The following is a 23,624-nucleotide window of genomic DNA, read 5'->3' as shown; positions in this document are numbered from 1 at the left end:
GTTGTGCATGCATATGGTATGGAATTTATTTCCAGCCGTATGGAAAGAGTGGACGAAACGTCAATTTGAGTGGTACCGCGATAATAACAGGATTATTACCGCCTCAAGCATTCCCAATGGGATAACTTGAGGCGGTTTTTGTTATGCTGTTATCATACAATTCTAAAAAAGGAGAAGAAAGTTATGGCGAACAAAGAAATTCCCTACAAAATCTATCTGGAAGAATCGGAGATGCCCAAGCAGTGGTATAACGTGAGGGCCGATATGAAAAATAAACCGGCTCCGCTTCTGAATCCCGGCACTCTGCAGCCCATGACCTTTGAAGAACTGCGGCATGTTTTCTGTGATGAACTGGTAAAGCAGGAATTGAATGATACGGATGCATACATCGATATACCGGATGAAATCAGAAAATTTTATAAAATGTACCGTCCTTCCCCCCTCGTGAGAGCCTACTGCCTGGAGGAAAAGCTGCAGACACCGGCGAAGATTTATTATAAATTTGAAGGCAACAACACCAGCGGCAGCCACAAGCTCAATTCCGCCATCGCCCAGGCCTACTATGCAAAACAGCAGGGACTTAAGGGCGTTACCACGGAAACCGGCGCAGGACAGTGGGGAACCGCATTATCCATGGCCTGTTCCTATTTCGATTTGGACTGCCAGGTATATATGGTAAAGGTATCCTATGAACAGAAACCCTTCCGCCGCGAAGTAATGCGTACCTATGGGGCAAAGGTTACCCCTTCTCCCTCTGAGTTCACAGAGGTAGGCAAAAAGATCCTGAGAGAGCATCCTGGAACCACGGGAAGCCTGGGCTGCGCTATTTCTGAAGCTGTGGAAGCTGCCACAAACCAGGAAGGCTACCGCTATGTATTAGGAAGCGTTCTTTCCCAGGTACTGCTTCATCAGACCGTAATCGGACTGGAAACCAAGGCCGCCCTTGATAAATACGATATCGTACCGGATGTCATCATCGGCTGCGCAGGCGGCGGATCCAACCTGGGAGGGCTGATTTCCCCGTTTATGGGCGAAGTCCTCAGAGGAGAAAAGAATTACCAGTTCATTGCCGTGGAACCCGCATCCTGCCCCAGCCTTACCAGAGGAAAATTTGTATACGATTTCTGCGATACCGGGAAAGTATGCCCGCTGTCCAAAATGTACACACTGGGAAGCGGCTTTATCCCTTCCGCAAACCATGCAGGCGGCCTCCGCTACCACGGCATGAGCTCCATCCTTTCCCAGCTTTACGATGATGGCTTCATCGAAGCCCGCAGCGTGGAACAGACCGCCGTATTCCAGGCAGCAGAGCAGTTCGCAAGAGTGGAAGGCATCCTTCCCGCACCGGAAAGCAGCCATGCCATCCGCGTAGCCATCGACGAAGCTATGAAATGCAAGGAAACAGGGGAAGAAAAGACCATTGTATTCGGTCTGACCGGAACCGGCTATTTCGATATGGTTGCCTATGAAAAGTTCCACAACGGAGAAATGAGCGATTACATTCCCTCCGATGCCGACTTACAGGCAGGGTTTGACGGAATCCCCAAATTCCCCGGAAATGAAATTTAAGTTTAAGATGAAAAATGATACCGGCGCAGCACAGGCTGCGCCGGTTTTGAAGTCTAAGAGGAAAATAATTATGATTGATTCGCAGCTAATCATGTTAGAGGGTATGCCATCTACGGGCAAAACGACGAATTCCCGGTTTATACAGATACAGCTAGAACGCAGCAGCATGAAAACGGAGTGGATACATGAAGTGGCTATGCCGCATCCCGTGTTGTTTTTTGATGAGGCTGGGATGACATATGAGGAATATGATAAATTCATAAAAACGTATCCGCAAACAGCGGATATTCTCAATAGCATAGCTGTATTCAGAAAGAGTACCGTTGGTATTCATCTGCCTGAACTTCAATGGAACTGCGGCAATAAAATCGACGGTAAGGTTTATCAGGCATTATTGGAATATGATGTATGGAATTTTCCCATTGATGTATACAAAAAATTTGCTTTGGAAAAGTGGGAGTATTTTACCCGGAAAGCGTTGGAAAATCGGGATAAAGTCTATATCATAGACAGCGCAGTCTTCCAGTTCCAGATTTTCACCTTTTTGTTTAAGAACAGACCTTACCAGGAGCTGCAAAGCTTTATTGAGCAGATTGGAGATATAATCCGGCCGCTAAACCCGTGTCTGCTCTTTTTTTACAGGGAAAATACCGAAGCGACAATTGATTATCTTGTGAAAGATCGAGGTATATCATACCTGGAATATATATGGAACAGGGACAAAGACCAGCCATATTATGCGGATAAGCCGCCCGGAGCGGAAAGCTTTAAACAGTTCCTTCGGGATTACGCCGATATGGCGAATTTGTTATTTGCTTCCCTTCAGATAAACAAAATATCATTAGAAATTTCGAATGGAAACTGGGAGAGCCTTGAAGATGAGATGCTCTCATTTTTAGATATCCATCGTCTGCCGGGCCCGAAAGCTTTTCCGCAAAATGGTGTTTATAAAAATGAAGAAGCAGGTTTTGTAATCAATGTTGATGGCCTTTCCATAACAGATCCGACCGGGAAAATAAGAGCGCTTTTTCCCAAAACAGACAATGAGTTTTATGTGGATTGGCTGCCAACTATCCTGCGATTTGAAGAGAATAGAATCATTATTTCTGGTTCACAGATCTGCGAGCGCTGGACTGCCATGGGAATGATATATAAAAAAATGAATTAAATGAGCAGTCATTGATGAGGAATATGCGGCAAAACTTGTCTGCCTGACAGGGAGCATATCAGTTTTAGTGAGCTGTTCCTTTAATTGATTACAGGAAATTTGATTGTCATCACAAATCCCTTTCCCCACCGGGAATCCGCTTCCAGCAGCAGCTTTAGATCATCGGCAATTTCTTTTGCCAGATACAGCCCCATGCCGGTGGCTTTTTTCCTGCCTGCCCCGGAATCCCCGGTAAAGCCCTTTTCAAAAATATAAGGCAGATCGCTGCTGCGTACACCGGTACCATTATCGCGGATGGTTAATGAGTCGTAAATTCCTTCACGTATAAAGGAAAGAGATAATTCCGGCCTGATATCATCCCGGCAATATTTTACGCAGTTGCTGATAACCTGGCTGAGCAGGAAATGTAAGCTCCTCCGATCAGAAAAAACGACGGAATCACAGATGTCCATGTTTATAAGAAATCCTTTTTCTTCCAGCAACGGGCGGTAATCCTCCAGCACGTCCTCCATACATTCGGACAGCAGGACGGCTTCCAGCAGATAATCCTTCCTGGCACTTTTCAGGCGTGCATAGAAAAGCATCTGGTTAACGGATTCCTGTATCCGGTTTCGGATATAGTCAAGCTTCCTCCGTTCGTGTTCGGGTATGTCATCCCGCCGGTTATCAAGCAGCATAGTGAGCAGGGAAACGGGGGTCTTAATTTCGTGGGCCCAGGCTTCCACATAGTCTTCATAGTCGTATATCCGGCCTTTCAGAAGCTGGTATTCCTGCTGATTTTGGCGCAGCGCGGCGCCGAGAAGGCGGATCATATCACTTTCTGCCGCTCCGGAGAGCCGGAGCAGCTGCTGTTCCGGATAGTCCTCCGGCGAATTCAGAAAAGCCAGAAACGCCTTCTGCCTCCGGTTATCCCGGAGGCATACCGCTGTAAGAACAGCAGAAAACAGTATAATGGTGCCAAGAACAATGGCAGAGGACAGTGCCAGAAGGGCCTGTATGTCGGCAAGCCAAAGCAGCAGGATAAAGGCGCAGTCCATACCGAGAAGCAGCAGAAGCCAGGGCATATGCTGCCGGCATATTTTCCAGATATTATTCATCATTATTTCCCTCAGGAATCAGCTGATAGCCCACACCGCGGACGGGTATGATTTTCAGACACATTTCCAGTTCCTGCATGGTCTTTTTCAGTCTGGTCAGATTGACCTGCAGAGCATTTTCGTCGATATACTCCGTGGTTCCCCACAGGGCGGTAAGCAGATCCTCTTTTTTTACGGGATTGGCGCCATGGGTGAGAAAGGCTTCCAGAAGTCTTCCCTGGTTTCCGGGCAGTACCACGGATCTGTTATGAATGTAAAGGGCATAGGTCTGGCGATCCAGCAGAAAACCCGGGCCTTCCAGCATATGGGAGCGTCCTTCATAGCGTTTCAGCACATTAGCCGTTCTAGCCAGCAGACGCTCCTTCCGGCAGGGCTTTGTCAGATATTCATCCGCACCCAGTTCCAGAGCATGAAGCTCATCACGCATCTGATCGCGGGAAGTCAGCACCAGTACCGGGATCGCACTTTTCTGCTTTATTTCCCGGCAGATCTGAAAGCCGCTTGACTGAGGAAGATTGATGTCCAAAAGGATCAAATCAGGAGATAACCGGAGCAGTTGGCCGGCAGTATCCTCAAAGGAAATGATTTCATCCACCTCAAAACCGGCGTTCCGCAGCATTTCTGAGATTTCTTCCCTCATATAGACTTCATCCTCTACGACAGCGATCCGTTTCAAGCACCCCACCCCCTTCTTTTCTTATTCTTCCCGTTCCGGTACCATGAGAGTCAGCAGATACCGGAAGCTCATCCTTTTAACAGCAGTCATATAAATGTATTCTACTATAGCAAGCAGCAAAATCATAGCCAGAGATATCCACATCAGTGTAAAAATATGCGGCTGGCTCCGGGATGGAAGCAGACCTGCAAACAGCGACTTTACGCCGAAAAGACTGCTTACCGCCGCCATTGCAATGGGAATCCCGAAAAACCATCGGATTTGTTTCCCGGCAGAATGGCAGAGCGCCTCATAGGGGGCACCTAACCGAATCAGTGTTTTATAGCGCCTCCGGTTTTTCTGCTGCTGTGTGAGGAACTGTACGCCCAATACGGTGTTTGCAACAATCATGAAAATAATCGCCAGATAGATGGTAATATAGCTGGCAGACACCACATAAAACAGCTGCCTTCCTATGTTCTGCAGGTAACTTTCATGAGGGATGCCTGCCCGGGTAAGCCTGTCATTGGTTTCGGAGACGGCCTCCAGCAGACTCTGGCCCTTCAGACTTTCCTGGGAAAGCACAGCATCCAGATAAACTGTATAATCGCCGTCCGTCATGCACTCAAACACTTCATCCGGTACGATTAGCGCAAAGGAGAGGGTGATGGAACGATCGACAACCAGGTTGACAGTATGAATGCTTCCGGTCAGATGAAAGGTTTTGTCTGCAATCCGTACCTCCGGACGGCCGGAAAGGATTTCGTTCAGAATGGCGAGCTTATTGAAATCAGTGAACCCCGTATCCATATAAACCGCCGCTTCATCGTTCGAAAGCATTATCTCAGGAAGCCCGGAGACAGCAAGCAGCCGGTTGTATCCTGACAGCGCAATCAGATACGGCGCATGTTCATAGGAGAGATTGTTCAGGAGAATCGCTTTATCCTGAGAGTCAGGCAGGCTTTCCAGTTCTTTCAGGACAGAGCTCATGGAAAAAGCGGCGGCATAATCCTCCGCAGGATTGATATGCCCGACTTTCATTTCAAAAAGACTGTCAAATTCATCGGAAAATCCGGCGGCGGACAGCTTCTCACGTATGCCGGAAGGAGCCTCCGCACAAGGAAACGTGTAATCGAGGACATGCTGTTCAGAATCCTTGTAAAACTGCGCGATTGCCACGCCTGCGCCGAAGCAGCATAGCGCTGCCAGAATCAGCAGCGAACTGATGGCAAGGGAATGGGAACGATGAATTACGTTTTCCTGCAGCTGACGGAAGGTGAAGGCATGAAGCTTTTCCCTGCGTCCGGTACGATCTGCAAGCAATCCCAGAGAAGAGCGGAGGCCGAAAAAAAACAGCATGGTTCCGGTAAAGCCTGACAGCAGGGTGAGTCCCATATGGGAAACCCTGTTCCAGGAAAAACCACAGATAGCCATGGCATATGCCGCCGCGAGCAGTATGGTTCCTGTAAGGAGAGCCAGTGCGTAGACGGCGGAGGGCAGTTCCTTTTTCGTTCCATCCGGGGGTTCCGTAAGCAGATCCCCAATTTCCTCCCCTGCAATGCGCCTGCTGAGTATCATAAAGGCTGCCAGTTTGATCAGGGCAAAACCGATGGCGGTCCATAGGATCGCTGTCAGGGATATATTCAGACGGTGCCCGATAATTCCCAGGCCTGCAAGGCGTGCCGTAACTAAGCTGATTAGTTCAGACAGCAGGACCGCGGAGGGCAGGCCGATGGCAAGCACAAACACGCTGCTTCGCACATCCTCTGCCAGCAGCAGTAAAAACAGCCTGGAACGGCGCATTCCCAGCATAAGATACATACCGAATTCATGCCTGCGCCGCTCCAGCTGATATTTACTTGCAAAATAAACCAGGAAGAACAGGATGATCAAAGTCATTCCGTAAAATAAAGGAATCATCCCAACCAGTTTTTTGACGGCGTTGCTTTCCATTTTCATCAGAAACTTTATTACATCCTGTTGAGACAGGGATAAAATGATATAAAAGGCAATGACGGAGATGAGCAGGGATGCAAAAAAAAGACCGTTTTCTTTTCTGCTCCGCCTGCTGTTTCGGGAAACCAAATCAAAGAACATTTGCACTGCCACCTCCTAACTGTGCCATAACCTTCAGAATACGTTCATAGAACTCTGACCGGGATTCCTCAGGCAGGCTCCTGCGCAGTTCGTGGAAAATGACGCCGTCCTGGATAAACAGGATCCGTTTGCAGTAACTCGCGGCATTGGTATCATGAGTGACCATGAGAACGGTGGAATTCTGTTCCCGGTTCAATCCGGACAGCTTCTCCATAAGCGCCTTTGCATTGCCGGAATCCAGAGCGCCTGTGGGCTCATCCGCCAGAATAATATCCGGCCTGAGAATCAGCGCCCTCGCTGCAGCAATACGCTGCTGCTGGCCGCCGGACAGATGTGCCGGAAATTTATCCAGCACATCTGTAATTTCCAGATAGTCCGCCAGTGACTGCAGACGTTCCCTGCTTTCTTTCCCCGGAACATTGTGCAGAGAAAGCGGCAATAAAATGTTTTCCCGCCCGGTAAGATTGTCCAGCAATTCAAAATTCTGAAACAGATATCCGATTTTTTTACCGCGATACTCGGCAAGGCGTGCCCCGCTCAGAGAATGTATGTCGGTCCCCTGCATGCTGATTCTGCCTCCGCTGGGCCGGATGACTGTTGCTATACAATTGAGCAGCGTAGATTTTCCGGAGCCGCTGCTTCCCATAATTCCTAAAAATTCACCGGTCATCACCTGAAAGGTAATGCCGTTCAGAGCCTTCGTCAGATTGTCTGCTTTCCCATAAACCTTGCACAGGGATTCAATTTCAAGAAGCTGTTCTTTCATATCGATGATCTCCTTTCCTGTCTTTCAACATCATAGCATGAGGTAACGGGGAAGGATACTTACAATGAATGAAAGGTTTCCTTATGGGGTTACTGTTTGCAGCCGGAAGCTTATTTTTGGCAGTACAGTTATCCTGCTCAGTTTTCAGGATAAACAGAGAAAACAGCTCTTATTTGATGTGAAATTTAATATAAATATAACGTGAATCATGATACAATCAGAATAACGAAATAATTCCAAATGAATACAAAGAGCTTAATGAACCGGAATATAATTTGAGTAAATATGTTAGTACCTTTTGAGGTGGAGTGATTTTGATTTTTACGGAGGAAGAGTAAAATGACATACACAAGCTTGGAACAGCGAACTGCGCAGGGTTATCTGGATGTATTTCCTTTGTTTATTCCCGAGGAATCTGCATCTGTCAGCATCGAAGAGCAAAAGGAATTTTACGATATTATGAAAAAGCTGTATAAGCTGGCTTATGATGAACCGCAGCTTTTTGTGCCGAAACTCCACGAGGATGCCGTCCCTCCAATGCTGTTCAGCGGAAGATCGGATTCAGAACAGGAAACGCTGACAAACATGAAAAAATTCCGTAAATCCGTAGATACCCTGATCTGGCAGATGTACCTGGTGGGTATCGGAAGTGAATATACACTGAACACCCGGCAAAAGAAAATTCTCGCAGGATTGGGAATAGCAGATTTCACGATGCTTTCGTCCGCATGGGAATGGATGGCGAAAAAAGAACATTTGGAACGCTTTGAACAGCCGTCACGCTTTGCTCACTGCTGTTTCCGCGAGGAGTATCTTTACGCCGCCGATATTTTTGAAAAGGCTTTTGATAATACCGCTTTCGGCAAGCTGAAAGGCTGGATGACAGCACACGGCTATAAGCCCTTTCAAATCTACAACACCACTGCCAGCGACTGCAAGCTCTCCCTGACCTATGCTAACCCTGCCTGGAGTGAAGAAACACCCCGGGGTGGCTTTGAATACAAAATCAAATACACGGGCATATCGATGCGGTATGAACCCTGCTGTAAAGAACCGTGGATTTTAGGCGTATGTATACCGGGCGGCATGAAGCTGTATCTGGAACATTTTGATGAAATGCCGGAACATGTGCAGGATTTTGTAATGTCACGGATCAAGCGCTGCGACGGCTGCCGCTACTGCGTACAGACCGACAAAACCGGGAAGCGTCCATTTGCCAGAATCGCGGTGCAGTATGCGGATGAGAAATATAATTTATGCCCTTACTATCCTGGGTATAGTTTTTGGTGGACAAGTATCGACGATGCCCTGGCAGATAATATAATTGGATTATTAGGTTTTATGGATAAATTCATAGGCAATAAAAAATAGTGTTTGAATTTTGGCATCGAAAAGTCATAAACTGTGAGAAACCTTGCAAATGTTGCTTTTCAGAAGATTAAGGCACACAAAATAACAATGCTTTTTGGTTCTTTGGTGCCCAAGTGGTGTCCGAATTTCTCGTGGCGATATAAAACGATACGGGCAAATATAAGGAAATATCATACTAATAAGCTGGAATTAGTGGAGGTAAATAATATGCAATATGCAATAGAGTTGTATTACGATAAAGAAACGGAACAAAAACTTTTTAATTTAGCAAAACGAGTAGCTGATGAAAAATTGAGTACGAAGTTTTTGGAATGGAAAACCAGACCACATCTTACATTGGCTTGTTTTAATGATGTTAATGAAACGAAATGTATACAGCGATTAAATAATTTTGCAAAAACACATAAGCCAATGCCTGCATATATTGGCTCTATTGGAATGTTTAATGATACAAGGACGATTTTTGCGTCGCCTGTTATGAATGGTAGTATGTATCAATTTCAAAGAGAATTACATGAATACTTACAAGATTTTGATATAACTGGCTGGGAATGGTACTGCCCCGATAGATGGGTGCCGCATTGTACATTGGCGCTTACAAAAGAAGATGATGAAGAGGTTTTTTATAAAGCTAGTGATTTAATTTTGCATGAGTTTAGAAAAATGAGTGGAAAGTTTGTTTCTGTAGGGTTAGTAAAAATATCATTTCCTGTGGAGGAAATTTATACTATTGAATTAGATGATTAAAATCTTAACTTGCTAAAGGGTTTGGGATATTCCCGGCAAGAGTAAATGCGGTGCATTTTACGGAAAGGGTACCCTTTTTATATGCTTGCCACGGAACTTTTAACAAAGGAATGGAAGGAAAACATAATGGCATAAGCAAGGCAGTTCCAAACGGCCCTATATTGTTTACTTGTGGTACTAAAATGGTGCCAAACTTTACAAAACCAACTTATGCGGAGATATAAAGCGATAAATAGAAATATGCGAAAAAGCCTTTGTTTAAGCAAATTTCCTGTCTGTAATGTCAACCTTATTAGTGAAAGGCAAGAAAAGGGAATGTTTATGAGTAATACAGTTGATGATAAAAGTGTTATCCGCAATATAATTTTGGAAAGTCAACATTTAAGAAATAAAAGTTCTGAAAGTATTGAGAATATTGTGTCGGATATCTGTGGGTTACAATATGACCCGAACCCTACTATACACTTAAATCAGTATATGATGCTCTGGAACAGAAAAAAAGACTTTACGGTAGAGCAATTGGATATCGCGGCGTATAAGGAATTTAAGGTGATAGAAACATTCGCATTCAAGCGGAATATGTTTTTTGTACCATATGATGAATATGCATTATACCGTACCGCAACCAAAGGGATTGTAAGATGGGGAGATTCCGATGAAAGTTGGCTTAGGACTACAAATAATCCTCAAATTCAATCTGCAGAAGTCAAATTAAAGGAGAGCTTAACAGGATTGCAGGGAATGACAGCGAAGCAAATTTGGGAGCATTTGAATTTATCGTATGAATGGCATAAATACAGAAGAGAACACGACTCTAATTTCGAATTGCCCATATTTCGCGCTTTTTATAGATTGGTACGCAGGGGGGAGCTTGTGACCTGCGGGCGGAATCCAGGAACTTTCAGAGAGCCGGTATATATTTTAAAAGAGAATCTGGGCATTACGGATTGGCCTGATAAACCAATTGATGAAAAACAGGCCATAATTTGTATGGTTGAAAAATTAATAGATTCCTTAGGAGTAACCGATCCGGTTCATATTTCACACATATCCGGTATTGCGACCATTGATCTTTTACCTGTTTTTCAGGAATTGGTATTGGAGAAGAAGATATTACAGCTTCCATATAAAATTGGACGCAAAAATTATTATATGCATTCTTCCAAAACGCACTTTCTGCATTCTAAGCAAACTGAGGACAGCGATGAAGTTCGGCTTATATCACCAATGGATACAATTGTCAGGGATAAAAATTGGCTGGAAACATTTTTTGATTATTCCTTTTCCTTTGAGTATTTTAAGAAAAAAGGGATGAAATGGCCTCTTTCAATCCTTGTAGGAAACCAATTTATAGGTTATATAGATTGTAAAATGGAATGGAAGACAAAAAAACTTATTATTAAAGAGAAAAATATATTCAATTCTGCTTTTAATAACTATAAAGGTATTGATTCTGCAATTCAGGAATTAGCGTCTTTCCATGAAGCTAAAGAAATCATAGAAAAGGGGTAGTCATATAATTATTTGTGAAGATACCAATAAGCATTTATAAGAGCTTATTATATAAACTTGAAGATGGACTATATTACATTGCTTGTGCAGAAAGACCCCATCCTTCCATATCCTGCCGGATATGGAAGGTAAAAGAAGGGCGGCGGCTATACCAACAGGGAAATAACCTGCTCATATTTATCTTTATATATTTCTTTCCCCCTTTCGGACAGCTTCTGATAGCTACGGTTCAGCTTGTTTTTTACAAAGTCAATTCCATCGTCAATGCCCAGCTTACGTTGTACATAGGCAAGATAAAAGAGGGAAGGGACGGCATCGAAATGGGACATGGAATCCGCATCGGCCACACAGATTTCTTCCGGGGATTGTTTTTCCATTACCTTGCTGCCCCTGTGATTTAGAATACATTTCTGCACCAATTCCAGCTTTGTCTTGTCGTAGCCGAATTCCCTCAGAAAATCTCCTGCCATTTCCGCTCCATAGATGTGATGGTTCTCATAGAGCGCATAATCGGTTATGGAGGCAGCATCGTGCAGCCACGCAGCTATCGTTACCACCTCCACATCCGCGCCATATATCCCGGCCAGCTGTACCGCATTTTTTACAACGGCACGGATATGATGATAACCTTCCATCCCAAAGAAATTGGACTCCTTTTCACAGCGTCTTCTGATCTCTTCTTCCAGATAATGGATAATATCCGTTCTCATACCTCCTGTACCTCCTCTGTCTTTCCAAGATTCCGTTCTTCTATCTCCTTACAAATAGGAACCTCATAAGTAACATAAGACCCATCAAAATGATACCCAAGAGTTTCCGCCAAATGCAGAGATTCCGGATTCGCGGCATCCCAGCTGGGATAAATACCCCGATCCAGACACTCCAGAATAAGCCTGGCCGCACAAGCCCTGGCCACACCCTTCCTCCTGTGAGCCTCCTTCACATCAATTTCGATTTCAATCCCCTCCCTATATACAGTATAAGAAGAAGCCCCTCCAGCGATTTCCTCTCCCCAAAGAGCCACAAACCCCACACCCATCTGCATAAAATGCCCTTCATCCCGGAATTGCGAACACAAATCATGCGACCACTCTTCAGACAGAATACGCCGATACAGCCCCCCATCTATCGGCCGTATAACATACCCCTCCGGCAGCCTCCCCACATAACTCTCCAATATCTCCCTCTCAAAAACCCCCTTCTCCTTCTTCAGCGCATACCGCCTGAACTTAACACACCTATCCCCATAACAAGCTTCAATCAATTCCCCCCAACCCTCATCCCGGGAAGCCATAAGAATACTCCGGGACGGAAAAGAAGCAGGAATATTCCCCACTAATTCCCCATCCGGCGCCCCCGCCAGAAAACAAAAATCCCCCGTCACAATCTGAGCACTACGCGCATCAGGCAAAGAATCCGCCCAAGCCTCCCCCATAACCCCCTGCAGACAAGACCAAATCATCGTTTCATCCCAGTTTTCAAACAAATGCCCAATATATCCCATCTCTCCCTTTTCAACTCGTACCATCCCATATTTCCTTTCTTAAATTATGCCCTTTATAATATTTTTCACTAACATACCCCCAGGTACAGATAAAAAAGTTCCCCCTCCCGTCTGCGTCCCTCTTTTTCCTGCCGTTCCCTCTCCGGCCTGCCGCGCCTTTGGCGGCCCGGGGTATCTAGTACAGCGTTGCATTAATATCACAGTAATGAGCACTCGCTATTCCCGCCAGCACCGCGTTGTCGTCGATCAACGATGCCACCGCATCGCCTCCCTCCTCCGCCTTGTGCTGACAGGAATATCAAGCACTCATTACTGCAATATTAATGCAATGCTGTACTAGGGATTCCTGTAAGGGGCGTATAAATACGCCGGTCCTTACGCTGCGTATTTATCCGAGCGAAAGCGTCCCCTGCAAGGAACCCTGGATGCCCCGGGCCGCCAAAGGCGCGGCAGGCCGGAGTGGGAACGGCAGGAAAAAGAGGGACGCAGACAAAGAGGGGGAACTTTTTTTATCTGTACCGCCGTCTTGCAAGCATTTTAGCATAGTGTTAAACTGAATACCAGAGGAAGACTTTAAATGATGGCAGCTTTGTCAACAGGTTCCCGGCGGAAAAGGCCCGGGCGTCAGAGAAAGAGAACAGAGAGCAGAAGCATATAGAAGGAGGCAGAAGGAATTGAACAGAAAAAAAGCAGGAATGATAGCAGCGGCAGTTATGCTTCCCGTTGCCGCAATAGCCGGCAGCGTGGCGTTTTTCTTCACCTATGCGGTCGTGAGGATGGAGAAAAAGAAGAAAAAGAAAAAACGGAAGAAAGCACCGGCAGCTCCGAAGGAAGGAGAAGGCCTTACCTTTGGTTGTTTCCGGGATAAGATGGAGGAAGGAACGCGCTGGTTCAAGGAACAGGATCCGGAGAAGATAACGCTTACCAGCTATGACGGCCTGAAGCTGTCCGCTTATCTGCTTCCGGCGGAAAAGAAAAGCAGGAACGTCCTTTTGCTCATGCACGGCTACCGCTGTGACGGCTTTTCGGATTTTTCCTGCCTTTATCAGTTTTATCATGATCAGGGATATCATCTGCTGGTGCCCCACCAGAGAAGCCATGCGGAAAGCGATGGAAAATATATCTGTTTTGGTGTAAAAGAACGATATGACTGCAAAATGTGGGCCGATTATGCGGTGCGCCGATTTGGAAGTGACTGCAACCTGTACCTGTCCGGAATTTCCATGGGCAGTTCCACGGTGCTCATGGCGGCCGGACTCGACCTCCCTTCCAATGTGAGAGGAATTATCGCCGACTGCGGCTTTACAAGCCCTTACGATATTTTCAGACATGTCCTTAACCTCCAGTTCAGGCTCCCGTCTTTCCCTCTGATGAACCTGACGGAACTGGCAGTGAAGCGGAAGGCCGGTTTTGATTATAAGGCTGTTTCCACCCTGGATGTGCTGAAAACCTGTAAAATTCCTGTGCTGTTCATCCATGGAGGCAAGGATGATTTTGTCCCTACGCAGATGACGCTGGATAATTATTCTGCCTGTGCCTCACCCAAGGAGCTGCTGATAGTGCCTGAAGCGGGGCATGGCACCTCAAATATGGCGGAACCGGAACGTTACCGGGAAACAGCGCTTGCCTTTATGAAAAAGTATGAAAAATAGAGTGGTGTAAATGGAATCAAGAACAATAATTTTCCATATTGATGTAAACAGCGCCTTTTTAAGCTGGAGTGCGGCTTACCGTACGGATGTCCTCGGGGAAAAACTGGATTTGCGTACGGTGCCCTCCATTGTGGGAGGGGATCAGGAGGCGCGCCACGGGATCGTGCTTGCCAAGAGCACACCTGCCAGAAAATATGGCATCCAGACCGGGGAACCGATTGTGGCCGCGAGAAAGAAATGTCCGAACCTGATTATCATACCGCCGGATTTTCATATTTATGTGGAGAAATCCAAAGCCCTGATCGCGCTGCTGAAGCAGTATTCCGACAAGGTGGTTCAATACAGCATTGACGAAGCCTGGGCGGACTTCACCGGGTATGAGATGCTGTATGGCGAGCCTGTGGCGTTCGCCCATGAGCTGAAGGATAAGATTAAAGAGGAGCTTAAGTTTACGGTGAATATCGGAGTCTCTTCCAACCGTCTGCTGGCTAAGATGGCAGGGGATTTCGAAAAACCGGATTTGGTGCATACTCTTTTTCCTGAGGAGATAGAAGAAAAAATGTGGCCGCTTCCTGTGGAGCGGCTGTTTTTGGTGGGAAAAGCGGCGGCGGATAAGCTGCACAGCTTAGGGATATATACGATAGGAGATTTGGCCCGTACGGATCCCGGGGCGATTAAGTCTCATATGAAAAAGCATGGGGAAGTTATCTGGAATTATGCATGGGGCCGTGAGGAAGAGGAAACAATAGAGGCCAAAGAAGGCAATAAGGCCTATGGAAACAGCATGACTACGCCGGTAAATGTCACGGATGTGGAATATGCAAGACAGATCCTTCTGTCTCTGAGTGAAACCGTGGGAATGCGCCTCCGGGCGGATCAGGCCAAAATCAGCTGTGTGAGCATCACGCTCAGAAGCTCAGACTTTGAAAACAGGAACAGACAGATGCAGTTAAGCAGCGCCACGGATGTTACGGAGGAAATCTATGTATCGGCCTGTAGGCTTTTTGATGAATTGTGGGACGGAAAGCCGCTCCGCCTGATCGGTGTTTCCACTTCGAGAGTCACCTATGAGGAATACCGGCAGTATAATCTGTTTGACCAGGAAAAATATGATAAGCTGGAAAAATGCGATAAAGCGATAGACAGCATCCGTGCCAGATTCGGCGAGGATTCCATAATGAGGGCCAGTTTTTTGAACAGCCGTATTTCCCATACGGGAGGAGGCCTGAATAAGGAAAAAAGAGCGGAGGCGGTTTCCGATCCCGGGAGGGAGAGGAAAGGAAAAGGAGAGAAAAATTGAGAAATAGAAAGGGGATAGGGCTTGTCGTTCTGACGGCCATATTGCTTTTGTCAGGCTGCCAAAACCTGCCGGGGCCGGAAGAAACGGTTCCCGCAAAGGGACAGGAATCACAGGAAGAAATGCTGCCGGAGACGGATTTGCCTTTAGAAACACAGGAGAAGCCTGTTATGGAAAGTATGCCGGCAAAGCCGGCTGCCGGACAGGAGCCTGAAGCCGGAGAGGAAGCTTCCGGGCAGCAGGCCTTTAAAGAAGAAAACCAGGAAAAAGGACTTCCGGAAAAAGAGGAAAAACCGGCAGAGGAGGCGTCTGCGGAACCGCCGGAAGAAAGTCTGCCGGAAGAGATTCCGCCGGCAGAAGAGCAGGCGGGGCAACAGGCAGAACCACCGGATGAATCGGCAGAGCAGAGGGGGATTATGGTTGAGGAGAAAACACTGGTGATTCCGGGATTGGAGAGGGAATACAGGTACCTTTTCCTTTCCGATACCCATATCATCAGCCTGGACGGGGAAGAAAGCGAGCAGCAGCTGGAAAATGCCATTCCGCGCCGGGATACTCTTTTTAAGGATGAGTTGGGAAGGACACCGGAGGAGGTTTTCACGGACTGGATAGCTTATGCCAATGAGCAGCAGGTGGACGGCCTGCTTCTGGGAGGTGATGTGATTGATTTCCCTTCTCAGGGGAACCTTTCTTTTCTGGAAAAGAATCTGGAAATGCTGGAAATGCCTTATCTTTATGTCCCGGGAAATCATGACTGGACTTATCCGTGGGAATATATGACGGATAAAGGCAGGCAGGAATACCTGGCGGCCCTGTCGCCCTGGATGAGGGGAACGCCTGCCGCTCAGGTGATGGAAAACGAAGAGCTGGTATTTCTTGGAGTGGATAACAGCAGCAACCAAATCGATCCTGCCGCCATGGATACCGTGAAAAGCGCCATGGAGAGGGGAAAGCCCGTAATCATCCTGCAGCATGTTCCTTTTGCTACGGATCGTCTGGTGGATACGGCGGCCGGGCTTTGGAAGAATCCGGTTCTTCTGGGAAAAGGAGTGCTGGGCGGTATTTACCCTAATGAGGCATCCCAGGAATATATGAATCTGGTATTAGGAGGCGGCAGTCCGGTAAAAGCGGTTCTGGCGGGCCACATCCATATAGGAGAACAGGACAGCCTGACAGAAGGCATTGTGCAGTATACGGCGGAAGCGGGATATATGGGGAAGGGGCTTCTGCTGATTATTAAGGGAGAGGAACAGGCAGATACGCAGCCGGATTGACAGAAGGAAAGAAATGCGAAAAAGAATGGGGATAAGATATCAGGAACGATATCGAATCCCCATTGTCATGCTTCAATAAATATTATCCTTATTACCTGATTCCGGACGAAATATCTCAGTTCTTTTTCAGCCGGATTGTCTTTACTTCAAAGGCACGGAAGGAAAGAAGAATGCCGCCGTTTTCCACAGGAGCTTCCTCCAGGATATTTTCCAGCATATCACACACATAAGGCGTATAACCTTCAAAAGCAGTATGAATACGGGCGGTTACCGCAGCCTTTTTGGATTCATACAGACGCAGGATGATATCTTCACTTCCGTCTTCCGCAGGCTTCATGGTATCCAGAATGATATTTTCTCTGTCAACCTCTGCAAGGCTGAAGCGGCTGCTGCTTCCCGGCATGACGAGAGCGGGCACATTAAGGTCATAGCCCTGCCGAACCACATCACAGTCAGCGAAAGTGCCTTCCCAGGCAGTAAAAGCATAAGTAAAATGATGTACTTTATTATCCGCGCGCATTTCCGGTGCGGAAGGGGCTCTCAGCAGCGTCAGCTCCAGGCTGTTTCCATTCATGCTGATGCCGTATTTGCAGTCATTGAGTACAGCTGCGCCATGAGCGGCGTCGCAAAGGGCGCTGTAACGGTGGTTGCAGACCTCAAAACGATCCTTGTCATAGGCTTTGGAACGATGCGCAGGCCTTTCCACATAACCGAACTGCATTTCATTGATACCGTTTTCCGCATATACATCCACAGGGAAAGCGGTCTTCCATAAACGATGAAGTTCCTTCCAGTCTGCTTCGGTATCAAATACCAGACGTCTGCTGTCGGCAGCCAGACGGATATACTGCGTATAGGAAGATTCGCTTATGCGGCCGGAAACCCGAAGCACAGCCTCAAGGCCCTGGGAAACCATTTCTACTGTGATATCACGAGCGCCCTCCACTTCCTGTTCGATATAGTTGGAATCAATATCCCAGGCGTCGAACAGACGGGGAACATCTTTATACAGATGGAAACGGTTCATGGGAGCAGCGGCAAATTCCCTTCCGGATTCTTTTAAACGGAAGGAGGTTACTTCACCGCGAAGGTTTACAGCGGCCTTTACCACACTGTTTTCCAGAACGAATCCGTCCTCCGTTTTTTCAGCGGATGCACCTGCCAGGGGCTTTTCCGCTTCCTGAGAAGGAAGAAGAGTAACTCCGCCGCAGGAAGGGAGATCCACAAGCGCTTTTACGCCGTCCTGTGCAGCCTGCGTGGCTACCGGAAGGCCTTCTGCCGTACATGCACCGTCTGCAAAGGCTTCAGGAAGGGATATCAGAGCCTTTCTTTCAAAGCTTAAGGAGTTGAATACCGTAACGGCATTGTCCCCCTGATCGGTTAGCAGGGCATTTGCGGCATCCGCGGTAATTTGCGCCGCATCATGAAGGAGCTCCCCAAAAGCTTTTTCCGCTTCTATATATACTCTGGCGATGGAGGAACCGGGCAGAATATCATGGAACTGATGCAGCAGAAGCTTTTTCCAGAGAGCGTCAGCTTCCGAAAGAGGATATTCCCAGCCCTTTGTCCTGGCCAGACAGCTCCATATTTCCATTTCCCGAAGGGCAAGCTCACTCTTACGGTTATTTTTCTTTACCATAGCCTGAGAGGTATAGGTTCCCCTGTGTGCGCTGAAATACAGTTCACCCACATAGGTGTGTTTGGGGCCGCCCTGTTCCTGCATTTCTTCAAAGAATTCCTTTGGCCCTTCCATTTTAACCTTTACGCCGCCTTCCAGGTCTTTCTGACGCAAAGCATATTCCACATAATCTCTGGACGGACCGCCGCCGCCGTCTCCGTAGCCGAAGGGCAGGAGAAAAGCGTCCAGATCCTGTACCTGTGTCCTGTTTTTCCATACCTGATTGACTTCCTTTGGATCGGTGCGGTATGTATAGCTGGTGGGCAGGAAGGAGTCAACATGGGAGCCGTCCATCCCTTCCCAGGTAAAATAGTGATAAGGGAACTGATCCCCTTCATTATAAGACCAGAAAATCTTCTGTGTTACCAGGTATTTTACACCGCAGCCCCGGAGAATCTGGGGAAGGGCGGCAGTATATCCGAACGTATCCGGCAGCCACAGCACCTGGCTGTCCACACCCAACACTTCCTTATAATAGCGTTTTCCATGAATCAGCTGGCGTACAAGAGATTCACCGCTGGTCATGTTGGTATCCGGTTCCACCCACATGGCTCCGTCGGCAATCCACTGGCCGCCCCGGATGGCTTCCCGGATCCGTTCAAAAAGCTCAGGATAATAGGTTCTGCACATTTCATAAGAAGCGGGCTGGCTCTGGATAAATTTATATTTCGGATATTCCTCCAGCAGACGAAGCTGTGCGGCAAAGGTTCTTTCTGTTTTGCGGTGTGTTTCTGCCATAGGCCACAGCCAGGCCAGATCCAGATGTGCGTTGCCCACTGCATAGAAAACAGGCATGGTGGAACCGTTTACAGCCTCCATGGCAGGACGCAGAGTTTCCCTGGCGGCACGGTAGCCGGCAATCCTTTTTTCCTTATCCTGTTCAAAATCCACGATGAGGGTGAATTCCTCCAGCGCCTTTGCGATCTTTGCGGCTCTCAGGGAAGTGTCATCCAGAGTTTCCAGCAGCTTATTCAGGGTATCTACGTCCATATACAGCTGATAGGCATCCTCATTCCAGATTCCATAGGTACAGCAGCCCAGAGTCCTTCTGGCGCCTTCCGGCAGGGGATCCGTAAAGGAACCCGGAAGAACAGGACCGGTAGCGCAGCCTCCGTCCGAACATTCGGGATAATAATGTCCGGCATAGGTTTCCATCAGGACTTCATAGCTGCTTCCGGATTTCCCTTCCCTTGTCAGCACATTATCCTCCATATAATGATGAGGTTCGCTGACCCAGTCTGCCCGGAAAGTTCCGAAAGCCTGTCCGTTTACGAAGAGGGCGGACTCGCCGCCGGGTTTCAGATTCATGACAATCCGTTTCCCTTCCGCTTCCGGGGGCAGTTCAATATGGCTTCTGAACCAGCAATACTCATAGGTATTGCCCCATGTAAATCCGGGCTGGACCGGAGTGAAAGCCATTCCTGCAGCTTCCTCCGGACTAAGATGCTCCATGGTTCTGCCTGCTTCCCACCGGAATTCTCCCAGCGGTTCATAAAAATCGTCTTTCAGCGTACGGATCCAGTGCTTAATCCGCCCGCTCCATTCTGAATGCATCACTTTCATAAGGGCACTCCTTTACATAAATAGTTTTGTGTTTTCCCTGTTGTCATATTGGTAAAAACTGTAAGGGTATGCTTTTGTTATAGCAGGTTATGGTGGTGTTGGCAATCAATTATTTTTGCTTTTTTGTCATTCTTTTTTTACATGGATCGGGAGGCCTGAAATCATGGATTTTGATAATGGGAGAACGGAAGGACGTACAGCGGTTCCGGAAGAAAAATCGTATAAAATAGTTTTTATGTATTGACATTTATTCTCAGATCATATAAAATACATTTTGTCGCGCAGGAATGGCGGAATTGGCAGACGCGCACGGTTCAGGTCCGTGTGGTAGCAATACCATGAGAGTTCAAGTCTCTTTTCCTGCACTAAACGCACATAACCCGAACCCCATCTTTATAGGTGAAGCGTTCGGGTTTGTGTTTTCTCTAAGGTGAAACAAAACGAGGGATAGCCGATTAGGTTATCCCTCATTTGTTATACTACAAATATTGTTATATTTGCTTTTCTGCCGTTTGCTGTTGCTGCTCCTGCCACGCTTTAAATTCTGCTTGCCCCTGTTCACTCTCGTAAAATTCCCGTATGGCAGGGTAAAGCGTTGCAGCAAGGGCTTCTAATTCATGTTTAGGGATTGCTGTTCCCTGCGTCTTTGCTTTCGCTATTGGGAACACCCCCTGTCTGTCCGTTATTGAAGAACACCTCGTTATCGTCAAATAAATAGCTTTGGAATACCACCCCGGTATTAGTGATAAAGCGTCCTTGTGCGTCTTTTGGTATCTGGTCGGCGGCTTCTGTGCTGTCAAGAATAATTTGTGAAAGTATGCTGTCGGCACGTCCACAAATGCGGCAATCCATGTTAGAACGTATTTGCCCGCTGATAATGTCCGCAGAGGGGCGTTGTGTGGCAAGAATGAGATGAATACCGAAAGCCCTACCCTGTCGGGCGATTATGGAAAGCTGACTTTCAATCTGGGAAATAAGTTCTTTTTTCTCTTTTGAAAGCCCTGTTTTGTCGAGGACTTCCGCAATTTCATCACAAGCGAAAACCATACGTTTTAGTTTGCTATTTGTAGCAGCGTTATACTCGTCAATATTGGCGCACTCTGTTTTACGAAAAACGGTTTTACGGCGTTGTAATTCGTCTGTCAAACCTGTCAACAGTTCAAGCAGTTCATTTTCATCAAAACACAAGTGACATTTTTCGTGCCATATGGAAGAAAAATCCACGCCGCCTTTAAAATCTGCAATATAGACTTCTGCATCCTTTTTTAAACACTCCATTAAGAGTAGTTTCAGTAAAACGCTCTTTCCCGATCCACTGGCTCCTCCAAGTAAGATATGCGGTATCTTTGCAAGATTGACCGTTTCCTGTCCTGTCAGACTTTCGCCCAAAATCAGTATAAAACTTTCTTTGCTTAAATATTTGTCCTGCCAATGCATTACTGACGGTATCGTCAGACGTGGGGCAACTGTATGTATGATAATGCGCCGCCCGTTTTTACTTTGCGTTATTTTGATAATTCTGTCAATCAAAGCCCCTTGCAACTTATCTTTCTTATCTTCCCAAATAGATAGGGGTGTTTCGTTCTCGTCAAATTCCCATATTGTAATTTTAGGGTTTAAACTAAGATGATACCTTACAAGAAGCAAAGGCGGCTCTTGAGCATGATTTGTAAATCCCGCGCCAATTAGCCTGTCTTGTATTTTCTGTGCTTTTCGTGGCGTTCCCAGTGCGGATATAAGGCAAAGCAAGCCGAGCGGCAAAAGCAGGGCAACAAGGCAATTAACCGCCATTGTAAATATAGGGAACAGCATAAACTTATTGTCAAGACCAAACAACAGCTTACCACGGTTGAGCCATGCCACTATTGCAAGAAGCAGGTAAGCGGCTAGAAAGACATTTTTCCATCTATGGATAGTGGTGAGTTGTCTAAGTCCTGTTGTAAAGCGTAAGTAAGCGGTTTTTCTTGACCTGTTCCGTTTACGCCTGATTTTATCAGTTTGATTATCGTCATTCATTAAAAATTTCCTTTCCGTCAAATAATGTAAATTGTTCGTAAATTTCTTCTTTCGGTCGGTACTCGATAATGTGATGTATTCGCCTTAATAGTGCTTGCCATGTTTCGGGCTGCTCACACTGAATAATTGGGTATTGGGCTTGTAGAGAAAGATTACTAATTATGTATACCTTTGTGAAACAGGCTGTTTTGTTGGCATATCGACACCGAAGTTCTAAGGGGTATCCATCAAGCAGATTTAAAAGTTCGCTGATTTTTAGCTGTGAGCGGTATTCGTCAAGCACAAGCGTTTCCTGCCCTGCATAGCCGTCAAAGGGGTGTTCATACTCTGTCACTCTGTAAACGGCTGCATAGCCCTGTTGCTCCATTACATAGCGTGTTTTTCCTGTTCCTGTCCTTCCCCATATATAAGTGACTTCCATCTCCCGAAAAATAGTGCGAAATTCCTCTGCTTTTACTGTTTGGCGTACACGTTCAATATCTGTCAGACGCAAAAGATATTCGGGGTTTTCCTCTAAAATCTCATAATTGCTTTTTCCGTCTTTTACGAGTTGATAAAGAAAATCAAGGTCGGAGCGTGCGCCTTGCCGCTCAATAGGCATTTCACCCCATTCCTCAAAAGTACCTTTAATTGAAGTATCACTTTTTGAATCATTTTTCCATTTACCGGATTTCTCCACATAAGCCTTATTTTCCTCACAGCTTCCACGAGCCTGCTCAATATGTCCATCTGGAAAATGCCGTTTTATCGTTGAAAATCGAACGGGGGAAGAACAGGCGATAAAAATATGGATATGTGGGGTTTGTTCTTTTAATCCGATTTCGTCAGCCATGCAATAATATTGAATAGGCTTAATCGCTGATAGTTCTATTTTGATTGTTGCATGGTCTATCTGCTTTTTATTGCGAAAATTTAAAGTAATTTGCCACTTGCGTGACTGTGTATCTTTCAATCTTTCACCGCCTTTACAGAACATATGTTTGTATTTGCTACAAAATACAGAGGTGCCTAAGGGTAATACTAGACCTTAGGCAGTTCCGCCGCAGGACAAGTTTTCCTAAGGGAAAACCCGCCCTGCGGCGGCTTCTGTGTTTCGTAGACTAGTCCTTTCTGATAGTGCTCAATTTATGATTGGCTGTTACTTTTCAGATTGAGCGATGCTTTTGCAGGGGTTTCCTGCGACAAGCTAACAGTAGCCGTCAGAATAGTACCCACATGATATGCACCCTCAATAGGGGTTTCGCGGCTGTCTGTATTCAGAATTTCATAAGCCTGCCCAGCCTTATTTACACCGCTGCTGATTTCTGCAATTCCCGAAACAGGTTTTCCACTCTGTTTATCATACCAGGTTCCAGTGACTAAATATCTCTTTCTCATAATGCTATTTTCCTTTCTTTGCTGCGCTATTCAGTATCAACAATAATTACTCCTCTGTTGCGGTTACAACTGTAGGTACGCCATCATATAATTCGATAAGCATACTTGCAATTCCGTTTTTTTCCGTAGGGTGGACATTAAACGCCTTAACAGGGTAATTATCCTTGCCTGCAAGAAAATCGGCATAGGCTTGTTCGTCCATACAGATAATAAGATAACGGTCTTTGCCCCCTTGCGGGTCTGCAATAATATGGATTGCTGTTTTTTTCATTTGTTTACCT

General features: G+C 46.5%; 19 protein-coding genes, 1 tRNA gene and 1 other annotated feature (1 of these 21 cut by a window edge). Of the genes, 9 read left to right on the top strand and 11 right to left on the bottom strand.

Annotated features, from left to right (window positions below; all coding sequences use genetic code 11):
* Positions 1–109, top strand: a binding site (T-box leader) (it extends 163 nt beyond the left edge of the window).
* 74 nt (positions 110–183) lie between these two features.
* Together BLA28_RS24860 and BLA28_RS24855 are read left to right on the top strand one after the other, a co-directional pair.
* A complete protein-coding gene (locus tag BLA28_RS24860) occupies positions 184–1,569 on the top strand; it encodes a TrpB-like pyridoxal phosphate-dependent enzyme (RefSeq protein WP_044971652.1) in 1,386 nt (461 codons plus the stop codon).
* A gap of 70 nt (positions 1,570–1,639) precedes the next feature.
* Complete coding sequence (locus BLA28_RS24855) at positions 1,640–2,737, top strand: P-loop NTPase family protein (protein WP_143131525.1); 1,098 nt, start codon at positions 1,640–1,642, stop codon at positions 2,735–2,737.
* An 80-nt stretch (positions 2,738–2,817) separates the two neighbouring features.
* Here the strand turns inward: BLA28_RS24855 and BLA28_RS24850 are convergent, their stop codons facing one another.
* The 4 genes from BLA28_RS24850 to BLA28_RS24835 are packed head-to-tail and all read right to left on the bottom strand — an operon-like array spanning position 2,818 to position 7,352.
* Positions 2,818–3,837, bottom strand: coding sequence for a sensor histidine kinase (locus BLA28_RS24850; protein WP_242955521.1), 1,020 nt, complete (start codon positions 3,835–3,837; stop codon positions 2,818–2,820).
* Positions 3,827–4,510, bottom strand: coding sequence for a response regulator transcription factor (locus tag BLA28_RS24845; protein ID WP_071699613.1), 684 nt, complete (start codon positions 4,508–4,510; stop codon positions 3,827–3,829). Before BLA28_RS24845 ends, BLA28_RS24850 begins: the two co-directional genes overlap by 11 nt.
* A 21-nt stretch (positions 4,511–4,531) precedes the next feature.
* Positions 4,532–6,586: an FtsX-like permease family protein gene (locus BLA28_RS24840; protein ID WP_071699612.1), complete on the bottom strand. Its 2,055-nt coding sequence runs from the start codon at positions 6,584–6,586 to the stop codon at positions 4,532–4,534.
* The gene (locus BLA28_RS24835; RefSeq protein WP_071699611.1) at positions 6,576–7,352 is read right to left on the bottom strand and encodes an ABC transporter ATP-binding protein; all 777 of its coding nucleotides are present in this window, start codon (positions 7,350–7,352) and stop codon (positions 6,576–6,578) included. Before BLA28_RS24835 ends, BLA28_RS24840 begins: the two co-directional genes overlap by 11 nt.
* A 339-nt stretch (positions 7,353–7,691) precedes the next feature.
* Here BLA28_RS24835 and BLA28_RS24830 point away from each other — a divergent pair, with 339 nt between their 5' ends.
* From BLA28_RS24830 to BLA28_RS24820, 3 genes are all read left to right on the top strand, one after another.
* Positions 7,692–8,723: a hypothetical protein gene (locus BLA28_RS24830; protein WP_071699610.1), complete on the top strand. Its 1,032-nt coding sequence runs from the start codon at positions 7,692–7,694 to the stop codon at positions 8,721–8,723.
* 207 nt (positions 8,724–8,930) lie between these two features.
* A complete protein-coding gene (locus BLA28_RS24825) occupies positions 8,931–9,470 on the top strand; it encodes a 2'-5' RNA ligase family protein (RefSeq protein ID WP_069431497.1) in 540 nt (179 codons plus the stop codon).
* A 321-nt stretch (positions 9,471–9,791) separates the two neighbouring features.
* On the top strand, positions 9,792–10,982 hold the full coding sequence (locus BLA28_RS24820) for a DNA glycosylase AlkZ-like family protein (protein WP_071699609.1): 1,191 nt from the start codon (positions 9,792–9,794) through the stop codon (positions 10,980–10,982).
* Between the two features lie 146 nt (positions 10,983–11,128).
* Here the strand turns inward: BLA28_RS24820 and BLA28_RS24815 are convergent, their stop codons facing one another.
* Together BLA28_RS24815 and BLA28_RS24810 are read right to left on the bottom strand one after the other, a co-directional pair.
* Positions 11,129–11,692, bottom strand: coding sequence for an HD domain-containing protein (locus tag BLA28_RS24815; protein WP_071699608.1), 564 nt, complete (start codon positions 11,690–11,692; stop codon positions 11,129–11,131).
* Positions 11,689–12,510, bottom strand: a complete 822-nt coding sequence (locus BLA28_RS24810) for a GNAT family N-acetyltransferase (protein ID WP_071699607.1) — start codon at positions 12,508–12,510, stop codon at positions 11,689–11,691. The genes BLA28_RS24815 and BLA28_RS24810 overlap by 4 nt, the downstream gene beginning before the upstream one ends.
* 650 nt (positions 12,511–13,160) lie before the next feature.
* On the opposite strand from BLA28_RS24810, the gene BLA28_RS24800 reads away from it, so the two are divergent.
* Genes BLA28_RS24800 through BLA28_RS24790 form a run of 3 tightly spaced genes read left to right on the top strand, consistent with a single transcriptional unit; the run spans position 13,161 to position 16,709 of the window.
* A complete protein-coding gene (locus tag BLA28_RS24800) occupies positions 13,161–14,138 on the top strand; it encodes an alpha/beta hydrolase (RefSeq protein ID WP_081365660.1) in 978 nt (325 codons plus the stop codon).
* Positions 14,139–14,148: 10 nt separating this feature from the next.
* Complete coding sequence (locus tag BLA28_RS24795) at positions 14,149–15,438, top strand: DNA polymerase Y family protein (RefSeq protein WP_071699605.1); 1,290 nt, start codon at positions 14,149–14,151, stop codon at positions 15,436–15,438.
* The gene (locus BLA28_RS24790; protein WP_071699604.1) at positions 15,435–16,709 is read left to right on the top strand and encodes a metallophosphoesterase family protein; all 1,275 of its coding nucleotides are present in this window, start codon (positions 15,435–15,437) and stop codon (positions 16,707–16,709) included. The genes BLA28_RS24795 and BLA28_RS24790 overlap by 4 nt, the downstream gene beginning before the upstream one ends.
* Before the next feature lie 115 nt (positions 16,710–16,824).
* On the opposite strand, the gene BLA28_RS24785 is transcribed toward BLA28_RS24790, so the two are convergent.
* Complete coding sequence (locus BLA28_RS24785) at positions 16,825–19,950, bottom strand: alpha-mannosidase (RefSeq protein WP_071699603.1); 3,126 nt, start codon at positions 19,948–19,950, stop codon at positions 16,825–16,827.
* A 281-nt stretch (positions 19,951–20,231) separates the two neighbouring features.
* Between BLA28_RS24785 and BLA28_RS24780 the strand changes: the two genes are divergently transcribed.
* Positions 20,232–20,315: transfer RNA gene (locus tag BLA28_RS24780), tRNA-Leu, on the top strand.
* 256 nt (positions 20,316–20,571) lie between these two features.
* Here BLA28_RS24780 and BLA28_RS24775 read toward each other — a convergent pair.
* The 4 genes from BLA28_RS24775 to BLA28_RS24760 form a co-directional block, all read right to left on the bottom strand.
* Positions 20,572–21,966 (bottom strand): FtsK/SpoIIIE domain-containing protein, encoded by a 1,395-nt coding sequence (locus tag BLA28_RS24775; RefSeq protein ID WP_071699602.1) that lies wholly within the window; start codon positions 21,964–21,966, stop codon positions 20,572–20,574.
* Complete coding sequence (locus BLA28_RS24770) at positions 21,959–22,918, bottom strand: replication protein (protein ID WP_207650800.1); 960 nt, start codon at positions 22,916–22,918, stop codon at positions 21,959–21,961. The genes BLA28_RS24775 and BLA28_RS24770 overlap by 8 nt, the downstream gene beginning before the upstream one ends.
* A 173-nt stretch (positions 22,919–23,091) precedes the next feature.
* Positions 23,092–23,343: a hypothetical protein gene (locus BLA28_RS24765; RefSeq protein WP_071699600.1), complete on the bottom strand. Its 252-nt coding sequence runs from the start codon at positions 23,341–23,343 to the stop codon at positions 23,092–23,094.
* A 46-nt stretch (positions 23,344–23,389) separates the two neighbouring features.
* Entirely contained in the window at positions 23,390–23,614 is a 225-nt protein-coding gene (locus tag BLA28_RS24760; RefSeq protein ID WP_071699599.1) for a hypothetical protein, read from the bottom strand.
* Positions 23,615–23,624 lie beyond the last annotated feature (10 nt).

Source organism: Eisenbergiella tayi, from assembly GCF_001881565.1.
Taxonomy (GTDB): Bacteria; Bacillota; Clostridia; order Lachnospirales; family Lachnospiraceae; genus Eisenbergiella; species Eisenbergiella tayi.
Note: the sequence above shows the minus strand (reverse complement) of the source record. Positions and strands in the feature narration are given on the sequence as shown.